Source organism: Citrobacter sp. RHBSTW-00599, from assembly GCF_013784065.1.
GTDB lineage: Bacteria > Pseudomonadota > Gammaproteobacteria > Enterobacterales > Enterobacteriaceae > Citrobacter > Citrobacter braakii.
Genome location: NZ_CP056717.1, coordinates 2,058,962 through 2,076,146, shown reverse-complemented (window position 1 = coordinate 2,076,146; position 17,185 = coordinate 2,058,962). Strand labels below are relative to the sequence as shown.

At 50.6% G+C, this 17,185-nt stretch carries 21 protein-coding genes, 2 tRNA genes and 1 pseudogene; 16 read left to right on the top strand and 8 right to left on the bottom strand.

Going from position 1 to position 17,185, the window contains the following annotated elements:
* Positions 1 to 3: 3 nt before the first annotated feature.
* The 10 genes from fliJ to rcsA all read left to right on the top strand — a co-directional run bounded on the left by fliJ (position 4) and on the right by rcsA (position 6,749).
* Positions 4 to 447, top strand: coding sequence for a flagellar export protein FliJ (gene fliJ, locus HV243_RS09970; protein ID WP_016153491.1), 444 nt, complete (start codon positions 4 to 6; stop codon positions 445 to 447).
* Positions 444 to 1,658: a flagellar hook length control protein FliK gene (gene fliK / locus HV243_RS09965; RefSeq protein WP_053389325.1), complete on the top strand. Its 1,215-nt coding sequence runs from the start codon at positions 444 to 446 to the stop codon at positions 1,656 to 1,658. The genes fliJ and fliK overlap by 4 nt, the downstream gene beginning before the upstream one ends.
* Positions 1,659 to 1,762: 104 nt before the next feature.
* Entirely contained in the window at positions 1,763 to 2,230 is a 468-nt protein-coding gene (fliL, locus tag HV243_RS09960) for a flagellar basal body-associated protein FliL (RefSeq protein ID WP_016153493.1), read from the top strand.
* Between the two features lie 4 nt (positions 2,231 to 2,234).
* A complete protein-coding gene (gene fliM / locus HV243_RS09955; RefSeq protein ID WP_003030434.1) occupies positions 2,235 to 3,239 on the top strand; it encodes a flagellar motor switch protein FliM in 1,005 nt (334 codons plus the stop codon).
* The gene (gene fliN / locus HV243_RS09950; protein WP_003030433.1) at positions 3,236 to 3,649 is read left to right on the top strand and encodes a flagellar motor switch protein FliN; all 414 of its coding nucleotides are present in this window, start codon (positions 3,236 to 3,238) and stop codon (positions 3,647 to 3,649) included. Before fliM ends, fliN begins: the two co-directional genes overlap by 4 nt.
* A complete protein-coding gene (fliO, locus tag HV243_RS09945; RefSeq protein ID WP_029139581.1) occupies positions 3,649 to 4,026 on the top strand; it encodes a flagellar biosynthetic protein FliO in 378 nt (125 codons plus the stop codon). Before fliN ends, fliO begins: the two co-directional genes overlap by 1 nt.
* Positions 4,026 to 4,763 carry a flagellar type III secretion system pore protein FliP gene (fliP, locus tag HV243_RS09940; RefSeq protein ID WP_006684053.1) on the top strand — a complete coding sequence of 246 codons (738 nt, stop codon included), beginning with the start codon at positions 4,026 to 4,028 and terminating at the stop codon, positions 4,761 to 4,763. The genes fliO and fliP overlap by 1 nt, the downstream gene beginning before the upstream one ends.
* A 9-nt stretch (positions 4,764 to 4,772) precedes the next feature.
* Positions 4,773 to 5,042 (top strand): flagellar biosynthesis protein FliQ, encoded by a 270-nt coding sequence (fliQ, locus tag HV243_RS09935; RefSeq protein ID WP_003030425.1) that lies wholly within the window; start codon positions 4,773 to 4,775, stop codon positions 5,040 to 5,042.
* A gap of 8 nt (positions 5,043 to 5,050) precedes the next feature.
* Positions 5,051 to 5,836 (top strand): flagellar biosynthetic protein FliR, encoded by a 786-nt coding sequence (fliR, locus tag HV243_RS09930; RefSeq protein WP_016153496.1) that lies wholly within the window; start codon positions 5,051 to 5,053, stop codon positions 5,834 to 5,836.
* A gap of 289 nt (positions 5,837 to 6,125) precedes the next feature.
* The gene (rcsA, locus tag HV243_RS09925) at positions 6,126 to 6,749 is read left to right on the top strand and encodes a transcriptional regulator RcsA (RefSeq protein WP_016153497.1); all 624 of its coding nucleotides are present in this window, start codon (positions 6,126 to 6,128) and stop codon (positions 6,747 to 6,749) included.
* Between the two features lie 54 nt (positions 6,750 to 6,803).
* Here the strand turns inward: rcsA and dsrB are convergent, their stop codons facing one another.
* The gene (gene dsrB, locus HV243_RS09920; protein ID WP_016156846.1) at positions 6,804 to 6,992 is read right to left on the bottom strand and encodes a protein DsrB; all 189 of its coding nucleotides are present in this window, start codon (positions 6,990 to 6,992) and stop codon (positions 6,804 to 6,806) included.
* Positions 6,993 to 7,155: 163 nt separating this feature from the next.
* On the opposite strand from dsrB, the gene yodD reads away from it, so the two are divergent.
* A complete protein-coding gene (yodD, locus tag HV243_RS09915; RefSeq protein ID WP_053389324.1) occupies positions 7,156 to 7,383 on the top strand; it encodes a YodD family peroxide/acid resistance protein in 228 nt (75 codons plus the stop codon).
* A gap of 206 nt (positions 7,384 to 7,589) precedes the next feature.
* Here yodD and HV243_RS09910 read toward each other — a convergent pair whose 3' ends face one another.
* Positions 7,590 to 7,772: a DUF2158 domain-containing protein gene (locus HV243_RS09910; RefSeq protein ID WP_016153498.1), complete on the bottom strand. Its 183-nt coding sequence runs from the start codon at positions 7,770 to 7,772 to the stop codon at positions 7,590 to 7,592.
* 77 nt (positions 7,773 to 7,849) lie between these two features.
* Complete coding sequence (locus HV243_RS09905) at positions 7,850 to 8,761, bottom strand: DUF808 domain-containing protein (protein WP_029139582.1); 912 nt, start codon at positions 8,759 to 8,761, stop codon at positions 7,850 to 7,852.
* A 178-nt stretch (positions 8,762 to 8,939) separates the two neighbouring features.
* Between HV243_RS09905 and yedA the strand changes: the two genes are divergently transcribed.
* A complete protein-coding gene (gene yedA / locus HV243_RS09900) occupies positions 8,940 to 9,860 on the top strand; it encodes a drug/metabolite exporter YedA (RefSeq protein WP_047502067.1) in 921 nt (306 codons plus the stop codon).
* On the opposite strand, the pseudogene HV243_RS09895 reads toward yedA, so the two are convergent.
* The 3 genes and pseudogenes from HV243_RS09895 to HV243_RS09885 form a co-directional block, all read right to left on the bottom strand.
* Positions 9,852 to 10,319, bottom strand: a pseudogene (locus HV243_RS09895) (very short patch repair endonuclease). The gene yedA and the pseudogene HV243_RS09895 overlap by 9 nt on opposite strands.
* A complete protein-coding gene (locus HV243_RS09890; protein WP_053389323.1) occupies positions 10,300 to 11,730 on the bottom strand; it encodes a DNA cytosine methyltransferase in 1,431 nt (476 codons plus the stop codon). Before HV243_RS09890 ends, HV243_RS09895 begins: the two are co-directional and overlap by 20 nt.
* A gap of 76 nt (positions 11,731 to 11,806) precedes the next feature.
* On the bottom strand, positions 11,807 to 12,499 hold the full coding sequence (locus tag HV243_RS09885; protein WP_053389322.1) for a phosphohydrolase: 693 nt from the start codon (positions 12,497 to 12,499) through the stop codon (positions 11,807 to 11,809).
* Positions 12,500 to 12,942: 443 nt separating this feature from the next.
* Here HV243_RS09885 and HV243_RS09880 point away from each other — a divergent pair, with 443 nt between their 5' ends.
* Positions 12,943 to 14,004: a porin gene (locus tag HV243_RS09880; RefSeq protein WP_053389321.1), complete on the top strand. Its 1,062-nt coding sequence runs from the start codon at positions 12,943 to 12,945 to the stop codon at positions 14,002 to 14,004.
* A 162-nt stretch (positions 14,005 to 14,166) separates the two neighbouring features.
* On the opposite strand, the gene HV243_RS09875 is transcribed toward HV243_RS09880, so the two are convergent.
* A tRNA-Ser gene (locus HV243_RS09875) sits at positions 14,167 to 14,256 on the bottom strand.
* Between the two features lie 93 nt (positions 14,257 to 14,349).
* Here HV243_RS09875 and mtfA point away from each other — a divergent pair.
* The 3 genes from mtfA (at position 14,350) to HV243_RS09860 (ending at position 16,752) form a co-directional block, all read left to right on the top strand.
* Entirely contained in the window at positions 14,350 to 15,147 is a 798-nt protein-coding gene (mtfA, locus tag HV243_RS09870) for a DgsA anti-repressor MtfA (RefSeq protein WP_046275704.1), read from the top strand.
* 99 nt (positions 15,148 to 15,246) lie between these two features.
* Positions 15,247 to 15,322 (top strand) — tRNA-Asn (locus tag HV243_RS09865).
* Between the two features lie 161 nt (positions 15,323 to 15,483).
* Entirely contained in the window at positions 15,484 to 16,752 is a 1,269-nt protein-coding gene (locus tag HV243_RS09860) for an integrase arm-type DNA-binding domain-containing protein (RefSeq protein ID WP_003030858.1), read from the top strand.
* A 179-nt stretch (positions 16,753 to 16,931) separates the two neighbouring features.
* On the opposite strand, the gene HV243_RS25670 is transcribed toward HV243_RS09860, so the two are convergent.
* Complete coding sequence (locus HV243_RS25670; RefSeq protein WP_256435660.1) at positions 16,932 to 17,147, bottom strand: AraC family transcriptional regulator; 216 nt, start codon at positions 17,145 to 17,147, stop codon at positions 16,932 to 16,934.
* Between the last annotated feature and the right edge of the window lie 38 nt (positions 17,148 to 17,185).

Sequence of the window (17,185 nt, the reverse complement as noted above, 5' to 3'; positions counted from 1 at the left end):
GTCATGGCACAACATGGTGCATTAGCCACACTGAAAGACCTGGCTGAAAAAGAGGTAGATGACGCCGCTGTCTTATTGGGAGAGATGCGTCGTGGCTGTCAGCAGGCGGAAGAGCAGTTGAAAATGCTGATCGATTATCAGCATGAGTATCGCAACAATCTGAACAGTGACATGGGTCAGGGGATTACCAGTAATCGCTGGATCAATTACCAACAATTTATTCAGACGCTGGAAAAAGCGATTGAGCAACACCGCCAACAGCTCAATCAGTGGACGCAGAAAGTAGACCAGGCATTGAACAGTTGGCGCGACAAAAAACAACGTTTACAGGCGTGGCAGACTCTGCAGGACAGACAAACCTCGGCGGCGTTACTGGCCGAAAACCGCCTGGATCAGAAAAAAATGGATGAATTTGCTCAGCGTGCAGCTATGAGGAAACCCGAATGATTACTTTACCCCAACTGATTACCACCGACACCAACGTAGCCGCAGGTCTTCAGTCAGGCAAAGCGGTTGATTCACCCGAGGATTTTTTAGCGCTGCTGGCGGGTGCATTAGGTGCGGACAACGCGCAGGGTAAAGACGCCCCGCTGTCGTTTGCCGACTTACAGGCGGCCGGTAGCAAACTGCAAAAAGGGTTACTGCAAAAAAATGGCGATTCAGCACCGTCGCTCAAGTTGACCGAACTACTGGCGCAAAAAGAGATGCACACTGATGCTTCTCTTGTCGACATGACAGACGCTCAGCAACTTTTGTCTGCCCTCACGCCCTCACTGAAAGTTAATGCCCTGACGACACTGGGCAAAGTCGCTCAGCAGGATGAAAAAAACACCGCACTGAGCGATGAGGATCTCGCCAACCTGAGCGCGTTGTTCGCCATGCTGCCAGGACAACCGCAGACCACGCCGGCCGTCGACAGCGCGCCAGCCCCCGTTGATGCGACGCTTTCGGCGTTGTCACGAGGCTCGGTACACAGCGCTATCGCCGATAATGCTGGCGAATTGCTGCCAGGTGATGCCAAAAAAGGCAAAGCGGATATTGCAACGCCTGCCAGCAGCGTAGATCAGACAAACAATCCGACATTAACCCCGTTGACGGCAGCGGCGACGACCAGAGCGGAAATTGAAAGCGCCCCTTCGCCGACCAGCATTGGCATGACGACAGCGCCGTTAAGTGGCCCACAGTCCCACGCTCAGCCGTTACCGACCGCCGCACCTGTGCTAAGCGCGCCATTGGGTAGCCAGGAATGGCAGCAATCACTGAGCCAGCACGTCACTCTGTTTACTCGCCAGGGCCAGCAAAGCGCAGAACTGCGTCTGCATCCACAGGATCTGGGCCAGGTGCACATTTCCCTCAAGCTGGATGACAACCTCGCGCAGTTGCAAATGGTATCGCCACACAGTCACGTGCGCGCTGCGCTGGAAGCTGCGTTACCGATGCTGCGTACGCAGTTGGCTGAAAGCGGGATCCAGCTTGGACAAAGCAGTATCAGCAGTGAAAGCTTTGCCGGTAATCAGCAGTCTTCCGGGCAGCAACAGCAGGCGGGTCGCGCTCAGGGACAAGACATTTTTGCCGCTGAAGATGACGCCGTACTGGCAGCGCCAGCCTCACTGCAAGCTGCAGCACGCGGTGATGGAGCAGTAGACATCTTCGCCTAACGCCAGAGGTAGCATGATTATCCGCGTCTTTTCCACGCTTTGTCGTGGACAGGACACGGGATAATCAGCCCATAAGCTGTACCGAAACAGGAAGCCCGTATCTGATGACTGACTCCGCGATTAACAAAAAAAGTAAACGCGCTATTTGGATCCCTCTGCTGGTATTGATTACCCTCGCCGCCTGCGCAACTGCGGGTTATAGCTACTGGCGCATGCAGCAGCAGCCGTCCGCCAGCGTCAAAGCGGAACCGGCTCCACCGCCAGCCCCGGTATTCTTTGCGCTGGATACCTTTACCGTCAATCTGGGTGATGCGGACCGTGTACTGTATATCGGTATCACGCTGCGCATGAAAGACGAGGCAACGCGTTCACGTCTTAACGAATATCTGCCGGAAGTGCGCAGCCGCTTGCTGCTGCTGTTCTCTCGTCAGAACGCGGCTACGCTCGCCACCGAAGAAGGTAAGCAACAGCTCATTGCCGCCATCAAAGAGACGCTCGCGACTCCGCTCGTTGTTGGGCAACCCAAACAGGTTGTCACCGACGTTCTTTATACAGCTTTTATTCTGCGGTAAAGACATGGGCGACAGTATTCTTTCTCAGGCTGAAATCGACGCATTGCTTAATGGCGATAGCGAAACTAAAGACGAACCCATTTCCGGTATCGCAAAAGAAAGCGATATTCGTCCTTACGATCCCAACACCCAGCGCCGCGTGGTACGTGAGCGTTTACAGGCGCTGGAGATCATTAACGAACGCTTCGCGCGCCAGTTCCGTATGGGGTTATTTAACCTGTTGCGCCGTAGCCCGGATATTACCGTGGGTGCGATCCGTATCCAGCCATACCACGAGTTTGCGCGCAACTTACCGGTTCCGACCAACCTGAACTTAATCCACCTGAAGCCGCTGCGCGGTACGGGTCTGGTGGTGTTCTCACCGAGTCTGGTATTTATCGCCGTCGATAACCTGTTCGGCGGTGATGGTCGCTTCCCGACGAAAGTGGAAGGCCGCGAATTTACCCATACCGAACAGCGCGTTATCAACCGCATGCTGAAGCTGGCGCTGGAAAGTTACAGCGACGCGTGGAAGGCCATCAATCCGCTGGAAGTGGAATACGTTCGTTCCGAGATGCAGGTGAAATTTACCAATATCACCACGTCTCCTAACGACATCGTGGTCAATACCCCATTCCACGTTGAAATTGGCAACCTGACCGGTGAATTTAACATCTGTCTGCCATTCAGCATGATTGAACCGTTGCGTGAGCTGCTGGTGAACCCGCCGCTGGAAAACTCGCGTAATGAAGATCAGAACTGGCGCAATAATCTGGTGCGTCAGGTTCAGCATTCTGAGCTGGAGCTGGTGGCAAACTTTGCTGACATTCCGCTGCGGCTATCCCAGATTTTAAAACTGAAACCCGGCGATGTACTGCCGATTGAAAAACCCGACCGCATTATTGCTCATGTGGACGGCGTGCCTGTACTGACCAGCCAGTATGGCACGGTGAACGGTCAGTATGCGTTACGCGTAGAACATCTGATAAACCCGATTTTGAATTCGCTGAATGAGGAACAGCCCAAATGAGTGATATGAATAATCCGTCCGATGAGAACACTGGTGCATTGGACGATCTGTGGGCTGACGCGTTAAACGAGCAAAAAACCACCCCCACCAAAAGTGCGGCCGATGCGGTATTCCAGCAGTTAGGTGGCGGCGACGTCAGCGGTGCCTTGCAGGACATCGACCTGATCATGGACATTCCGGTCAAACTGACCGTCGAATTGGGCCGAACCCGCATGACCATCAAAGAGCTGCTGCGTCTGACGCAGGGTTCGGTCGTCGCGTTGGATGGTCTGGCGGGCGAGCCGCTGGATATCCTGATCAACGGTTACCTGATTGCCCAGGGTGAAGTGGTGGTTGTCGCAGACAAATACGGCGTACGTATCACCGACATTATTACCCCATCTGAACGCATGCGCCGTCTGAGCCGTTAATCATGAATACCCAGGCTACAGTTTCTCAGCCAGCCGCCGTACCCGGCTCACCGCTGGTTCAGGTAAGCGGCGCGCTGCTTGGGATCATCGTATTGATCCTGGCTGCAGCCTGGGTGATTAAGCGTATGGGGTTTGCCCCCAAAAGCGCCGGTACGCGCGGACTGAAAGTTGCGGCAAGTACCTCACTGGGTCCACGTGAGCGCGTGGTGATTGTTGAGGTTGAAGATGCGCGCCTGGTACTGGGCGTCACGGCCTCGCAAATTAACGTGTTGCACACCCTGCCCCCGGCGCCTGCTGATGCAGAAGAAAAACCGGCCTCCCCCGCGGATTTCCAGGCCATGATGAAGAGTTTGCTTAAGCGTCCCGGGAGATCCTGATGCGCCGTTTGTTATCCATCACGCTGGCAGGCTTATGGCTTTTCAGCCCAGTAGCCCTCGCCCAGCTCCCGGGTCTGGTTAGCCAGCCGCTGCCTGGCGGCGGACAAAGCTGGTCTTTACCCGTGCAAACGCTGGTGTTTATCACCTCGCTGACGTTCCTGCCCGCCATTTTATTGATGATGACCAGCTTCACCCGCATCATCATCGTTTTCGGTCTGTTACGAAATGCGCTGGGAACCCCTTCGGCCCCCCCGAACCAGGTGCTACTGGGCCTGGCGCTATTTTTGACCTTTTTCATCATGTCGCCGGTAATCGACAAAATCTACGTTGACGCATATCAGCCGTTCAGCGAAGAGAAAATCTCTATGCAGGAAGCCATGGAGAAAGGCGCACAGCCGCTGCGCGAGTTTATGTTGCGCCAGACCCGTGAAGCCGATCTGGCACTCTTCGCGCGCTTAGCAAACAGCGGTCCCCTACAGGGACCAGAAGCCGTACCGATGCGGATTTTGCTTCCAGCCTATGTCACCAGCGAGCTGAAGACGGCATTCCAGATAGGCTTTACCATTTTTATTCCGTTTCTGATTATCGACCTGGTCATCGCCAGCGTGCTGATGGCGCTCGGGATGATGATGGTCCCCCCGGCCACGATCGCGCTACCATTCAAGCTGATGCTGTTTGTGTTGGTAGACGGTTGGCAGTTGCTTGTCGGCTCGCTAGCTCAAAGCTTTTACAGTTAGAGGCGCGAAATGACACCTGAATCGGTCATGATGATGGGCACAGAGGCGATGAAAGTCGCCCTGGCCCTTGCCGCGCCTTTGCTGTTGGTCGCCCTCGTCACAGGTCTTATCATCAGTATTTTGCAGGCGGCGACCCAGATAAACGAAATGACGCTGTCCTTCATTCCCAAAATTGTCGCGGTTTTTATTGCCATCATTGTTGCCGGCCCGTGGATGCTTAACCTGCTGCTCGACTACGTACGTACGCTGTTCAGCAATATCCCCTACATCATCGGGTAGATGACATTATGCTGCAGGTGACCAGCGTTGAGTGGCTCCACTGGCTGAATCTTTACTTCTGGCCTTTGCTGCGCATCCTGGCGCTCATCTCAACGGCTCCAATTCTCAGCGAGCGCGCGATCCCCAAACGAGTAAAACTGGGGCTGGGGTTAATGATAACCGTCGTTATCGCTCCGTCGATTCCCCCGGTAGACGTCCCTATCTTTTCTATCGTGGCGCTATGGCAGGCAATGCAACAAATCCTGATCGGCATCGCTCTGGGCTTCACTATGCAGTTTGCGTTCGCGGCAGTACGTACCGCCGGGGAATTGATTGGTCTGCAAATGGGTCTCTCCTTCGCAACCTTCTTTGATCCCGGCAGCCGTCTGAATATGCCGGTACTGGCGAGACTGATCGACATGCTCGCCATGCTGTTATTCCTGACTTTTAACGGCCATTTGTGGCTTATTTCGCTGTTGGTGGATACATTTCATACCTTGCCAATCGGCGGCAATCCGGTGAACAGCAATGCGTTTCTCGCGCTGGCGCGGGCGGGTAGCCTGATTTTCCTCAACGGGCTAATGTTGGCCCTGCCGATAATGACGCTGCTACTCACCCTAAACCTCGCACTCGGTCTGTTGAATCGCATGGCTCCTCAGCTGTCGATTTTCGTCATCGGTTTTCCACTCACCCTCGCCGTGGGTATTTCATTAATGGCGGCCCTGATGCCATTAATTGCGCCATTCTGCGAGCGATTATTCAGCGAAATTTTTAATTTGTTGGCTGATATTGTCAGCGAAATGCCCGGAAAATAATAACCCTTAATTTTTATCCTGTTTTACTAAGGATTGTCCTAAATTTAAAAAGCGACAACATCCACCAGGATATCTCTGTCGCGGTTTATTTATTATTGACTCACTCACATAACGCAACATTTACTTTACTTTAAGATGTTTCCTGGCAAATTATACGCAACTTTACGGGATAGTAATTTCGCCTGAAAAACAGCGAAAGCGTCATCTTGGGTCGTTATTATTCCGTTTAGTTGTGATGAAAATAATCAGGTAAGGGGAATTATCGTTACGCATTGAGTGAGGGTATGCCATGTCAACGATTATTATGGATTTGTGCAGTTACACCCGGCTAGGGTTGACCGGATATCTGGTAAGTCGGGGGGTGAAGAAAAGGGAAATCAACAACATTTCCAACGTTGAGGAGCTCAGTCTCGCCTGTGTCTCTCAACAGCCCGCTGTGGTGTTTATTAATGAGGACTGCTTTATCCACGATCCTGCTAATAGCCAGCAAATAAAGCAAATCATTAATCAGCATCCCGGCACATTATTTATTGTGTTTATGGCAATTGCCAACGTGCATTTTGATGAGTATCTATTAGTCAGAAAAAATTTACTGATTAGTTCTAAGTCGATTAAACCAGATTCACTGGATGAACTCCTTGGCGATATTCTGAAAAAAGAAGTAGATTTTGTCATTGATGTGAATCTACCGACATTATCATTGAGCCGTACCGAGTCCAGCATGCTACGCATGTGGATGGAGGGTCAGGGAACAATACAGATATCCGACCAAATGAATATCAAGGCCAAGACCGTGTCATCCCATAAGGGGAATATAAAACGAAAGATAAAGACGCATAATAAGCAAGTTATCTATCACGTTGTGAGACTCACCGATAACGTTACCAATGGTATCTTTGTGAATACGCGCTAACACGTTCTGACTGGTGGCGAATCCACCAGTCAGGATCATGCAGCAAAACTCACCTTATTCTACTTTTTCCACGAAGATACCATCCTGATGACCTGTTTCATTAAAGAACCAGATACCGAGCGGGTAGTCTTCCAGCGAAACCAGGTACATGGTGCCTTCACTAAACTCTTCGATAGCCAGTACCACGCCCGGTCGACGAGGACCGCCGTCCGTTTTGACTGTGACCCGATCATTCACCTTCATAGTTTTCCTCCTGTGGCTTTGTGCCAGTGTAGAACAATTTCCTTTTTCTGGCAGCGCCCGCCTCGCGCGATTGCGGGTTTTATCGACGGTCTATACTTAAGTTGTGCGTATCTGATGTTTGGATGCGCTCCCCCGGTATCCTTAACGGTTGAGAGGTATGAGGATGAAAACCGCGAAAGAGTACAGCGATACGGCCAAACGTGAAGTCAGCGTCGATGTGGACGCGCTACTGAAGGCAATCAACGAAATCTGCGAGAGTGAAATTCATCGCAGTCAGGATAACCCGGAACGCGTCAGCGTCGACGGACGTGATTACCACACGTGGCATGAACTGGCCGACGCGTTCGAGCTTGATATCCATGATTTTAGCGTGTCGGAGATCAATCGCTGACTGAGGGCGAAAAAAATCCCGGCCCTTATCGGGTCGGGATCAAGCTTGCTTATGCAAGAAGCACTTGAAAATTCGTTACACCAGGAAATCTGATGTGAAACAAACCTTATCTGCAATTTTTTTGCCTGACAAGTAAATAATTCTCACTAAAATGATAAATATAACTAATGATTGAAAGATCACCCGGTTACGCGCCCCCCAGGTGTTCAGGCATCCTGGCAGAGCTTTCTTCGCTCGCCCGGCACCAGTTCATCTTCACGGAATGCTTCCCGTTTGACGCCAAAGCCGTCGTACCAGCGACACTCCACCATTCCGCTGGCATACCCGGTAACGATCATGCGTGGGCCACCCTCTTTGGAGGTGACTTCCTCACTGACAGAAAAGACCATACCTGCCTCCTGTATCAAGAGAAACCTTTACACCTTAGACGACAAAGAAGGGTTTTGCGTAATCAACCCTGCGACAATTAGTGCGAAACTCCGCGCACTCTGGCGACGGTTTTCACCAGCAGCACCACTATTGCGCCAATGATAAATCCGAGCACCAGATTCAGCAGGGTCGGAAGCATCAGCGCAATCAATGCACTTTGCTGTTGGGCAAAATGTTCAATCGCATGATGCAGCGGTGTTATTCCGTGCACCACAATTCCGCCGCCAACCAAAAACATCGCCAGCGTGCCGACCACGGAAAGTGTTTTCATAAGCCAGGGGGCAACAACCAGCAATCCTTTACCCAGCGACTGGGCCAGCGTACTGCGCTTTTCTGCCAACCAGTATCCGATATCATCGAGCTTAACGATAATCCCGACCAGGCCGTAGACCCCCACTGTCACCACTAACGCGATGCCAGATAACACCAACACCTGATTCAACAATGGCGCATCCGCTACGATCCCCAGCGTAATCGCGACAATCTCAGCAGATAAAATAAAGTCGGTACGTATCGCCCCTTTGATTTTATCTTTCTCAAAGGTGAGCGGATCCTGTGCTGCCAATGATGTCAGACGCTGCTGGCGCTCTTCCGGGGTTTCTTTGTGCTTACGCGCTTCCAGGGTATGGAGAACTTTTTCTACACCTTCAAAACAGAGGAACGCCCCGCCTACCATTAATAAGGGGGTGATCGCCCAGGGAATGAAGGCGCTTATCAATAGCGCCAACGGCACAAGGATAACTTTGTTAACAAACGATCCTTTCGCGACGCTCCAGACCACCGGGAGTTCGCGATTCGCCCGCACACCCGACACCTGCTGCGCGTTAAGCGACAGATCATCGCCCAGCACACCCGCGGTTTTTTTCGCGGCCAGTTTTCCCATGACAGAGATATCATCCAGCAAAGTGGCGATATCATCGAGTAAGGTCAATAAGCTACTTCCTGCCAAAATTTTTACCCTCAATATTATTTTTTTGCAGTCATAAGTATGAAGTAAAACACGCAATGCTGAAACTGACCTTTCTGGTCAACAAATTTTTAACATCAGCACGTAATTATAAATCTCGCCAGCAAGATAGTTTTGACGTTTACTATGTTGCACCTTTTTATTTCCACCGTGAGGGATTATGCGTTTCAGGCAATTGCTACCGCTTTTCAGTGCGCTTTTCGCGCTGTACATCATTTGGGGTTCCACGTACTTCGTTATTCGCATTGGCGTTGAAAGCTGGCCACCGTTGATGATGGCTGGCGTTCGTTTTCTCTCTGCGGGGATTTTATTAACAGCATTCTTACTTATCCGCGGACATAAGCTGCCGCCTCTGCGCGTGCTCCTGAACGCCGCGTTAATTGGTATCCTGCTGCTGGCTGTCGGTAACGGACTGGTCACCGTCGCAGAACATCAAAACGTGCCTTCCGGTATTGCCGCCGTGGTGGTCGCCACCGTTCCGCTGTTTACGCTGTGTTTTAGCCACTTTTTTGGCATCAAAACGCGCAAACTTGAATGGATGGGGATCGCAATTGGACTCGCGGGGATCATCATGCTGAACAGCGGTGGTAATTTGAGTGGTAATCCATGGGGAGCAATTTTAATCCTGATAGGTTCGATAAGCTGGGCGTTTGGCTCAGTGTACGGCTCGCGCATAACGTTACCCGTTGGCATGATGGCCGGAGCCATTGAAATGTTAGCCGCCGGTATTGTGCTGATGTGCGCCTCGCTGATTTCCGGGGAAAAGTTGACCACTATGCCGACGTTTTCAGGCTTTATGGCGGTCGCCTATCTGGCCGTATTTGGTTCTATTATTGCCATCAACGCGTACATGTACTTGATCCGCAACGTCAGCCCGGCATTAGCCACCAGCTATGCCTACGTTAATCCGGTTGTCGCCGTACTGTTAGGTACCGGCCTGGGAGGTGAAAGTCTGGCGCCCATCGAATGGCTGGCGCTTGGCGTGATTGTATTTGCGGTGGTACTGGTCACACTCGGTAAATACTTATTTCCCGTTAAAGCGGACGCCGTTGCGACCCCGTCGGAAAAGACGTTACAGTAAATGGATACCGAGGGTGTCGATCTGCGCGCTATCGCCACCGCCGCAGATCCACTCGATGACGCGTTCGGACAACGCGTCATCCCCCAGCTTTTCGCGCCCACGCAGGGCGCACTCCCAGACAATCAGAACGCGCCAGCCCAAAGCCTGCAATTTTTCACAATCCCGCGCGTCACGCTGGACATTTTTGCCTATTTTTTCCAGCCAGAACGCTGTTCGTGTGGCGGGGACTTTGAATAGATAGCAGTTGTGATGATGCCAGAAACAGCCGTGGGTAAAAATCACACAACGATAATCATCCACCACGAAATCGGGACGACCGGGTAACGTCGCATCCTACACGCGAAACGTTACCCCCTGCTCTGCCAGTACGCTGGCAAGGCGTTTTTCAATTGCGGTATCGCGGGTTGCTATCGCCCGCATATTTTTACTGCGCGTCGCTTTATCGTGAACGTCTGCCATGCAGTTTCTCTTTCTCGCGAATAGCAACCGCCTGTTTGATTTTTGGCTCCAGCAGTCTGGCTACCGCCGCAAATGCCGGGACGACCACCGAATTACCAAACTGACGATAAGCCTGTGTGTCCGACACCGGGATCCTGAACTGATAGCCCTGAGGTGATTCAAATCCCATCAGGCGCGCGCACTCTCTGGGCGTCAGCCTGCGCGGACGGTATCGTTGATTGTGCGGATCATCAAAATCCTTTTCACCCAGCGCCATATCCCAACCGCGGTCGATCAAGATCTCCGCCCCATCTTTATAGTAACGCGCCGATAATGTGCGCGTTACGCAATCGGGATTGCTGGGATACACCATGCCATAGCCAAATCCATTGCCCCGTGCCTGATGCTTTTTCGCATAACGATACAGATATTTCCACAGCACCGGCGTGAGCACATATTTGGCATCGACGGTCGGCTCAAGTAGCTCCGCCAGCGTCGTACGCCGCTGAGGATAGCGGGAGACAATATCGCGCAGCGTGAAGTCTGATTTCAGATCCAGATCGCGGCGAAAGCCGACGAGCACAATACGTTCGCGATGCTGGGGCAAAAAATGTTGCCCATCGATAATTTTCGGATCGCCCGGCCCGTTATCGTGTGCATCAGCCACGTCATAACCCAGCTCATCCAGCGTTTGCATAATGATGCGGAACGTTTTCCCCTGATCGTGACTCTTCAGGTTTTTGACGTTTTCGAGCACAAATATTGCCGGCCGACGCGCATCGATGATGCGCACCACGTCAAAAAAAAGTGTGCCTTGCGTATCGCAGGCGAAGCCATGAGCCCGCCCTAACGCGTTTTTCTTTGATACACCGGCCAGAGAGAATGGCTGACAAGGAAATCCCGCCAGCAGCACGTCATGCTGCGGAACATGCTGGCGGATATGTTCCGCCGCCTGCTGGTCACTCACCCCATCATGATGACTGAGGGTGATATCGCGAATATCTTCATTAAAATGGTGCTGGTGAGGATCACAGTAGTGATTCGCTTTGTAGGTGCGCACCGCATGCTTGTTCCACTCACTGGTAAACACGCACTGCCCGCCAATCGCCTCAAAGCCGCGACGAATGCCGCCAATACCGGCAAAAAGATCTATAAAGCGAAAAGCATAATGTGGATGATGCGCAGGCGGCCTCGGCAGCAAGTCGTTCAGATGAGCCAACTCACCGTCGCTGAGGCGATGCCACGTTTCATTGGCAACCACTCGCTTGAAGATGGCCGGACTCCAGCGGTTCTCGCCAACACCATTCAGATGAGCAACCAGCGTTTTCACGTCATATATTTCAAGCAACTTAGCCAAAATCACCTGTGCGGCGGCCTCGTTATCATCTGTCATCGGGTTCATGGAACCTGCTACTGAAAAATTATCCTGCATACATTTAACCGGCCGAAATGGATAGCTGACAGGTTAACATAAATTAGCGCGGTTGACGTTGCGGCTGTACTGGCGACTAACGCAGCTTAAAGGGTTGAATCGCGTCAAGATCCAGCATTTCATATTCTCCTTTTAACTCCGCACTCAGCTTCGCCATGTACGTCAGTAAGAAGTCAGCATTATGTTGCGCCAAATGCCGACCGTGTTCAGTTTGCATCGTCAGCGGCAGCGTCAACAATTTGGTCTGGAAGTGATCGAGTGCGTACTGTTTATCATCAAGGCTACGCTGTCGGGCAAACGGATCTTCCGCATCAAACAGCGCCACGCCTAACGCGCCGGACACAGCAAATACCCGTGCTAAACCAATTGCGCCCAACGCCTCAAGCCGGTCAGCATCCTGCACGATTTTGGCTTCAAGGGTTTCTGGTACGATTTTGGCGCTGAAACTGTGCGCCTCAATAGCATGGCACACGGCAGGTAATCGTTGTTGTGGGAAATCAGGGAAATCACGCTTCAAAACGCGACGCGTTTCCTGGGCTGCCAGTACCGACGAACGATGACGATCGGGATGGTTCTTCGGCAAACTGACGAGATCGTGAAAGTAGCACGCCGTCAGCACCACCAGCCAGTCTACGGTCACATCCATGCTCAACTTTTGTGATGTCATCCAGACGCGACGAAAATGAAAGATGTCATGGGCAGCGTCGTGCCCGGAATGATTGTCACGTAACCATGCTTCAAATTTCGACTGCCAGTACTGTAGTTCCATACTCTCGCTCTTCGCAGAAAGAAAACCACCTTAGCAACAATTCTCATGTCAGACTACCGTCGACGCTTTTTTATCATCAATACATATTACTCACTCAATAAGTATCACTATAATGGATATATAAATTCATTATTCAAAACAAGCAGATCAATTATAATCCCGCATGCAAAATAAATAACAAATATCAATAATATACATTTAACAAGATAAAATAAAAGAAATCATAACTATATGATAAAAAATACATTTATATGGATAATATTAATTCAAACGTCATGCAATTTTAATTATATAAAAGCAACAATGAAACATTTTGAAATATCTTAAATACATTTGTTACATGTTATATTTAAAATTAAATGAACTTCATAGATAGTATTCAAATGTAGTCTTTCAGATAGCGCTACATATTCATTTTAATTATTATATAAAGGGAATACATAATGAAAAGAAAAGTACTGGCACTGCTTCTCCCTGCCTTATTCGCTGCAAGCGCAGCAAATGCGGCTGAAATTTATAATAAGAACGGCAATAAAATTGATTTTTACGGCAAGATGGTAGGCGAACGCATCTGGTCGAATACGGATAGCAGTAACAGTGAAAATGCTGACACCTCTTACGCCCGTTTTGGGGTGAAAGGTGAAACCCAGATCAGCAACGAGTTGACAGGTTTTGGTCAGTTTGAACACAACCTCGACGCCAGCAATGCGGAAGGATCTCAGGGGCAAAAAACCCGTCTGGCCTTCGCGGGCCTGAAATATGCGGATTACGGCTCATTTGATTACGGTCGTAACTATGGCGTAGCCTACGATGCGGCAGCCTACACCGATATGCTGGTTGAATGGGGTGGCGATTCATGGGCTGCGACGGATAATTTCATGACCGGTCGTACCAACGGCGTGGCGACCTACCGCAACACAGACTTCTTCGGCATGGTTGAGGGTCTTGATTTCGCGCTACAGTACCAGGGCAAGAATCACGATGACGATTACGCTAAAGCAAATGGCGACGGCTACAGCATGTCGGTGGACTACAACGTAGATGGCTTTGGTTTCGTCGCGGTATATGGTAAATCCGACCGTACGGATAAACAATCCATCGATGGCTATGGCAGCAACGCTGAAGTCTGGTCTCTGGCAGCAAAATATGACGCCAACAGCGTTTATGCGGCAGCGATGTATGGCGAAACGCGTAATATGACCAAAACCGGAACCGATCGCGGTTTTGCAAACAAAACGCAAAACCTTGAAGCAGTCGTTCAATATCAGTTCGACTTTGGTCTGCGTCCATCTCTGGGTTACGTTTACTCGCAGGGTAAAGACCTGGCCGGCGGTGTTAACGCTGACCGCGTGAATTACGTCGAGCTTGGCACCTGGTACTACTTCAATAAAAATATGAACGTCTACACAGCGTATAAATTTAACCTGCTGGATAAAGAAGACGGCGCAATTACTGGCAACGCAGTTGATGATCAGTTTGCCATGGGTATTGTGTACCAGTTCTAATCTCCACAAACTCAAAAGCCCGCACTGCGGGCTTTTTTTTTGTTCAACGAAGCGTATTTTTTACCACACGGGCATTACAACGATAAACTTGTGAGGATACTCAAAGAAAAAGACATCCATGAGAACTGTCGTTGAAAGCAAGGCGTGCAAGTGCTTGAATAGTGGCGGAGAGAGGGGGATTTGAACCCCCGGTAGAGTTGCCCCTACTCCGGTTTTCGAGACCGGTCCATTCAGCCGCTCTGGCATCTCTCCGTTTTGGCGGTTGCCATGATGCCAGGTAATTTGGCATTTTAACAGACCCAGTTCCGTCAATTTCGTTCAAGTGACGAGTTTGCGAGCAAAACGATGATTAAGTGGCCCTGGAAAGAACAAGAAGCAACCCGGAGTGACGATTGGCCGTGGGACGACGCCCTGGCTATTCCCCTTTTGGTGAATCTCACCGAGCAAGAACAAGCCAGACTTATTGCCCTGGCCGAGCGCTTTTTACAACAAAAAAGAGTAGTCGCTCTTCAGGGGTTTGAGCTGGACCCGCTAAAAAGTGCGCGCATTGCTCTGCTATTCTGTTTACCTGTTCTGGAAATGGGGATTGAGTGGCTCGACGGGTTTCATGAAGTTCTCATCTACCCTGCCCCATTTGTCGTAGACGATGAATGGGAAGACGATATTGGACTGGTGCATAATCAACGCGTGGTACAGTCCGGGCAGAGTTGGCAGCAAGGCCCGATAATCCTCAACTGGCTTGATATTCAGGATTCCTTTGATGCCTCCGGCTTTAATCTGATCATCCATGAAGTGGCGCACAAGCTTGATATGCGTAATGGCGATCGTGCCAGCGGTATTCCGGCGATTCCCCTGCGCGATATCGCCGGTTGGGAACACGACCTGCATGCTGCAATGAACAATATTCAGGATGAGATCGATCTGGTTGGAGAAACTGCGTGCAGTATAGATGCCTACGCAGCGACCGATCCTGCTGAATGCTTTGCCGTGCTATCCGAGTATTTTTTCAGTGCTCCTGAATTATTTGCTCCGCGTTTTCCTGCCTTATGGCAGCGTTTCATCCAGTTTTATCGCCAGAACCCCATGGAGCGGTTACGTGATACCCGGGGAGACGACGATTATCGCTCACCAAACACGCATTAACACTGAATTTGAAGATTAATTAACCAATTGAAATGACGCGCTAATTTTACTGTTGACACCTCATGATGAGGTCAGTAATATGCGCCTCGTTCACACGATTCCTCTGTAGTTCAGTCGGTAGAACGGCGGACTGTTAATCCGTATGTCACTGGTTCGAGTCCAGTCAGAGGAGCCAATTTCCTGCTTTCATGCATCCTTGCGAATCATTATATGATGTTGGTTCAACAGGTTAGCGTGAAAACTCTTCCCGATGCATTTTGATTTTATCCTCCGCATCGGGAGAATTTGGTGGTCAGATTTGGGGTCAGTTTGGTTCGATTATGGAGTGACCCCCATATGTCTCTCAACGACACGAAAATCCGCAGTCTCAAACCTTCTGAAAAATCCTTCAAAGTCTCCGATTCACACGGTCTATACCTCTTGGTCAATCCAGGCGGCTCACGTCTCTGGTATCTTAAGTATCGAATTAACGGTAAAGAATCCCGCCTTGGCTTAGGCGCTTATCCCGATGTATCCCTTTCCGACGCCCGGCAACAACGAGACGGTATCCGCAAGTTGCTGGCGCAGAACATTAACCCCGCTCAGCAACGTATAGCCGAAAGAGCCGCCCGCTCACCGGAAAAGGTCTTTAAGACAGTGGCGCTGGCGTGGCATAAAAGCAATAAAAAATGGTCGCAGAATACCGCTGACCGTCTGCTTGCCAGCATGCACAATCATATTTTTCCGGTTATCGGACATCTGTCCGTCACGGAACTTAAACCCCGTCATTTCATTGACCTGCTGAAAAGCATTGAGAAAAAAGGTCTGCTGGAAGTCGCGTCCCGCACGCGGCAGCACCTCTGTAACATCATGCGTCATGCGGTTCATCAGGGATTCATTGACAGCAACCCGGCGGCAAACCTTGACGGCGTGACAGCGCCCCCCGTTAAGCGCCACTACCCCGCCCTGCCGCTGGAACGCCTGCCGGAATTGCTGGGGCGCATTGATGGTTATCAGCAGGGACGAGGGTTAACCCGTCAAGCGGTCCTTCTGACCCTTCACCTGTTTATCCGTTCCAGTGAACTGCGTTTCGCCCGATGGAGCGAGTTTGATTTCAGGAACTGTATCTGGACCATCCCCGCTACCCGCGAAGCTCTTCCCGGTGTTCGTTATTCCGGACGCGGAGCCAAAATGCGCACGCCCCACATTGTTCCATTATCCCGGCAAGCCATCGTTATCCTGAAACAAGTAGAGGAAATCTCAGGTCATCTGGAACTAGTGTTCCCCGGTGACCATAACCCTTACAGGCCAATGTGTGAAAATACAGTCAACAAGGCACTGCGACTGATGGGCTATGACACAAAAATGGACATTTGCGGCCATGGCTTTCGGGCAATGGCATGCAGCGCCTTAATGGAATCCGGACTCTGGTCGAAGGATGCTGTTGAACGCCAAATGAGTCATCAGGAACGCAACAGCGTGCGGATAGCTTATATCCACAAAGCTGAACATCTGGAAGCCCGTAAAGCGATGATGCAGTGGTGGTCTGATTATCTTTATACGTGCCGGGAAAACTATGTTCCCCCATATATATATAGTAAAAATATCAGTCATGAAGCTACCTGAGTCAGCAAAAAACTAATCAGGATTACGATAACAACAGCATCTGACAACGCAGATGCTGTTGTTATTTTTCTGTATCTTCTTCATGGTATTTCCCCTTCCATTTATCCTTGTCAGTTGGTATTAAAATCCGCCCTGTAATTTTAGAACAAAACAATGAGGGGTATGATATTCACAGAGGGTTATAACTCATCACGCTTTATACCAGAACTCTTTTTCAGAACAGGTTTATTCCTTCTGACAGCCCCTGGTGTATGATGCATTTCATTTCTCATCGCTCGGGTAAATACCTGCTGACTGGTAAACCCGAGCATAAAGCACACCTCTATGACGGGTATATCCGTATTCTCCAGTAAAAAATAAGCACGTCTTAGGGAAGGTGCGAATAAGTTCCTGATATGAGATCATCATATTCATCCGGAGCGCATCCCAGAGG